Below are 4,014 nucleotides of genomic sequence, written 5' to 3' on the forward strand. Positions count from 1 at the left end.
CGACCCGCCGCTGGATGGCGGCTTCTTCTTCGCTGACGGGGTTGCCGACCCGCCGCTGGATGGCGGCTTCTTCTTCGCTGACGGGGTTGCCGACCCGCCGCTGGATGGCGGCTTCTTCTTCGCTGACGGGGTTGCCGACCCCCCGCTGGATGGCGGCTTCTTCTTCGCCGACGGCTTAGCCAACCCGCTCGAGGAGGACCTGACCCTTTCCGAGACATTTAGTCAAGAATATTAAAGCATATTATTGCCCAACGATTTACTTCCGGATTGGTATGAGCGGGGGGGGACTGCCAGTTCGCGAGATACCACGAAGGTTGAAGTTCGAGTTGACGGACACATCTACTGGTCCTTTGACTATGCTTGAGTAGAAGTTGTTCCTACCACGAGCGGTGGACACTTGAGTCCCCCTGTGGTCGTACATAGCGACAACCTTCCAGGCGCAGCTGCCCGGTTCCTGCATACCGGGATTCCTCCATACGAGTCCCCATTGCAGTGAGGAAAATCCATGAGAGTAATAGGACGCAGCATGGAAGACCTTATCCACTCTGAGGATAGGGTTGAGGAGAAGGAGTTTTTGAATGGACTGCTCAATGTTGTGGCCAGCGCCTCCCTCCAAGTGAATGGTCAGGGCATTCGGGAGTTGAGGAGCACCAATTGGGCTAGTAGGGAACCACAATCTCATGGTGCTCTCCGTGAGGTCGTGCTGGGCCATTGGCAGCGGCCAGGTGAAGACAATCTTAGGGATGTCAGACAACAGGAACAAACCTCGCCTCGAAGGGTGGGGATATCCGCTACACGATTGAGGTCGACAATAACGGGAATGCTAATAATAAGGAAAGGACAGCAGCTCACCGTGGACTGTCATTTCCGTCCGAGATGCAAAGCACATCGCCAAGACGCTCGTCAGTAAAAGCATCGAGTAAGCCCCGGCTCAAGATGAGCTGTGGTGCCGTTTTGATGGTGGACGTATCATTATTGGTGATGAGTGGAAAGTGGTTCGCACCGAGCAAGAGCCCCATCACTTTGAACGACCCAGAGTAGCGCGGCTGTGCCTCACAACCATAAGTTTCCAAAGGATCCATGAGACTTTGGCAGCGTGTTACATGTCAGACTCAGCCAGCCCCCACGTGAACCTACTGCTTGAGGTTCCTGCCTGAGATGGTCATCATCCCCACTAGGCCCCGACTCGGCTCTCGAAGTCACAAACCCCGCACCAAGACCTTATGAGCGGACATCCATACTGGTCCACATGCCATATACCTCCCTGCAGAGGAGGCCGGTCAATGTTCGCAAGCTTGGCCGACAAAATCGAACACCTCACCTCTGTCCACCGCCGTCGATGGTGCTATGCATGCAGGAAAGACATATCTGCTCAAGAATGGCAATGGTATATAAAAAACCCCATCTCTAACGCCGCAAGGAACCGCCATGTAGGTGGTGCGGACCATGATCGCAACATGAGGCGCTTTTGCGCTCGCTGCCAAACGCTACACCCATCCGTTGAGGCTCAAGTGCAGCACCGACTTGCTTGTGAGAGATCTTGCCTGTTCTGCTTGCGGGAATTCGAAGAATCTGTGATCATGTGCGTACTCTGCCCTCCCCCCCCCCCTCCACAACCTCTCCTCTCTTGCCGAGCCACCCTTACTTCCTAGCTCGCAGCACGAAGATATTTGTGTGGCCAACCCCTCGTTAGAGATCAGAGAGGAGGTTGCCACAGATGACCTGACTACGCGGACGCGTTTTGCTCCCGTTCCTCCGCTGCCCCGCTTTGCTCCTCCGCCCTCTTCCAGTGACAAAGAGTTGTCGAAGCGCCTCTTGGCCCTTCTGTCTCCTACATTTGGAGCAATGTCATCGACACAGATGGATAAGTTGTTGCTCGCGCTGCCGGGTATTGTGGAGCTGGCCAGGGAGCAGCAGCTGCCGCGTTCAACAAATGCGCTGATTAATCAATTCATGGCGGGCCACAGCCACTTGAGAGTATCGGATACCACGGTAAGGCGAGCTTTGCTAAAACCTTGCAGCGAACCTTTCCATTCAAGCTCCCTGTTGGCGACAATCTTGTCGGGGCGTATCGAAGCATTTACGACGTCATCCCGCTGCTTTGTGATCGTCATCCCAAGGACCTACCGATGCACTGGCTCTACGACTACAATGATGGCTTCATTGAGGAGTTGAACAACACTGACAGATGGCGATGGATCCAGAACGAGGTGGAGCGAACGCGAGAGGTGCACGAGGGCGACCGCCTAGTCCTTGTGCGTGTGGGCGCTGATGAGTTTCTGCTGAAGCCCTTCCGCAAGGCTAAGCTCTATGCTGTCTTTGTCGACCTGGCAAACTCACACTCTGACCATCTCCGAACGATCGCCTCAAAGGAGCTGCTTGCCCTCTTCCCTACGCGAGGTCTCAGTGGCGCCCAAGTCTGTGTGGCCCTGCAGACAATGCTCTACCAGGCGTTGATTGGGCCTCTTCGTGTGATGGAGAAGGGCATGGAAATGTCCCTCTCGCTGAATGTGCACACAACGCCAACCCGAGTGTTCGCAACCCTCTACAGCATGATAGGTAAGCCTTGCTCGCCGCTAATCTTGGCCAGGCGACCACGTCAACCAGGTGTATTGGCTTGGAATCAAGTCGGCGAATCAACCGCACCCAAGCAGGCACGTTCACTAGCCTCACTTCCTAGATTGGACGAACGAGACAGGGAGCAGCTCAAGTTTTTCTCCCTCGACTATCAAGGCTACGACCCTCCGCCGTCGGACGAGGACCGTGCTGCATGCCAAAAAATGCGAAGTGGAGAGGTACTACACAATATTGTGGTGGGTCAACGTACCAAAAGCACGTTGCTTAACGAGCACCATCTCCACCCTGTCTACGTAAGCCCCGTCCAGGCGCTGATCTTTGCAGCCTCTTGGCGTTCTGCTTGACTTCCTTTGGCCCCAGTGGTTCGAGAGCGCCCCGCTATGCGAGCTTCATCAGGTCACTGAGGGCCTCGCCGTGTGGATCACATCCGGTCTCTTGACAAAGTACCCAGCATTGGCAAAGTGTAAGTCAACCCGCCCGGTCCTCTCTCACGCCCAGTTGTCAATCAGGCCGTCGCTGCTCATCCACGCTTTCCGTACCTCCGTCGCATTGCCAAGCTGGTGCGCGATGATTCACGGCCACAACCAGGCGAGGTGTTCAAGCTGGCCTACCTGACGGGAGACGGAATGGAAAGCTGGCTTGACATGTCCCTGCCCTTGCTCTACAACTGGAAGTGCGATGGCAACGCTGCTGTCCGCGAGAGCTACGTGGCTGACCTTCAGCGTTGGGCAACATTTCTGCCCCTGGTAAAGCTGCGCCATCGGAAACGTGTTGCTCGCTCTGAACTCGAGCCTGGAGGCGAGATCGACAAGCTTGTCCAGGACGCCCTTGCCGCGCTCTATGAGATGCTGAAGGATCAAACGGAGGCTGACCTCTCCTTTGGAAAGCCGAACTTCATCACTGTCAGCTACCTCTGCAAGTACTGGCTCCATGTTGGCGGGCTTGACATCAACTCTGGGAGGCTCTTCAATGAGATGCCAATTCAGCTGTTGCTGAAAATCGGCAAGACCCTTGGCCAGACCAACGACAACCACAGCTGCCGCGCCATCCTAAAAACGGTATGGCGCCCGCCAGCTAATGGCTTCTTAGGCAGGCTTGAAGTCCATTGGTCAAATGGTCGCAGTCAAAGACCTACCTGTGGTGGAGGCCCAGGCCGATGCTTCGGCTAGCAACGATGTGTCGCCCTCACCTATCGAGAACGACTACCTCTCCGAAGTTTTGGCAGCGGTGAATCAAGAGAGCGCTGCTGCCGATGACGAAGACGAGGACGACAGGAGCGATGGGGAAAACGCCAGCGAGGACCCTGTGGATACACCTGAGGATGAGGATGACGTGCTAGACGTAGGGGCAGAGGCTGAAAATGCTGAGCAGCCTATCGAACCTGGCAAAGGTATGAGCTAAGCCCCCCCGCCCCCCTCTTCACCACCACCGGCGCCC

The 4,014-nt window shown here is 55.8% G+C and carries 4 protein-coding genes; 3 read left to right on the forward strand and 1 reads right to left on the reverse strand.

The window, feature by feature from the left end; translation table 11 throughout:
* Both V6D20_23645 and V6D20_23650 read left to right on the forward strand, forming a co-directional pair.
* Positions 1 to 235, forward strand: a 235-nt coding sequence (locus V6D20_23645) for a hypothetical protein (protein HEY9818774.1), incomplete at its 5' end; no start/stop codon positions are given.
* Positions 236 to 2,015: 1,780 nt separating this feature from the next.
* Complete coding sequence (locus V6D20_23650; GenBank protein HEY9818775.1) at positions 2,016 to 2,921, forward strand: hypothetical protein; 906 nt, start codon at positions 2,016 to 2,018, stop codon at positions 2,919 to 2,921.
* Positions 2,922 to 3,149: 228 nt separating this feature from the next.
* Here V6D20_23650 and V6D20_23655 read toward each other — a convergent pair whose 3' ends face one another.
* Positions 3,150 to 3,611 (reverse strand): hypothetical protein, encoded by a 462-nt coding sequence (locus V6D20_23655; GenBank protein HEY9818776.1) that lies wholly within the window; start codon positions 3,609 to 3,611, stop codon positions 3,150 to 3,152.
* Between the two features lie 79 nt (positions 3,612 to 3,690).
* Between V6D20_23655 and V6D20_23660 the strand changes: the two genes are divergently transcribed.
* The gene (locus V6D20_23660; protein ID HEY9818777.1) at positions 3,691 to 3,978 is read left to right on the forward strand and encodes a hypothetical protein; all 288 of its coding nucleotides are present in this window, start codon (positions 3,691 to 3,693) and stop codon (positions 3,976 to 3,978) included.
* Positions 3,979 to 4,014 lie beyond the last annotated feature (36 nt).

This window comes from Candidatus Obscuribacterales bacterium (genome assembly GCA_036703605.1).
In the GTDB taxonomy this organism is placed as follows: domain Bacteria; phylum Cyanobacteriota; class Cyanobacteriia; order RECH01; family RECH01; genus RECH01.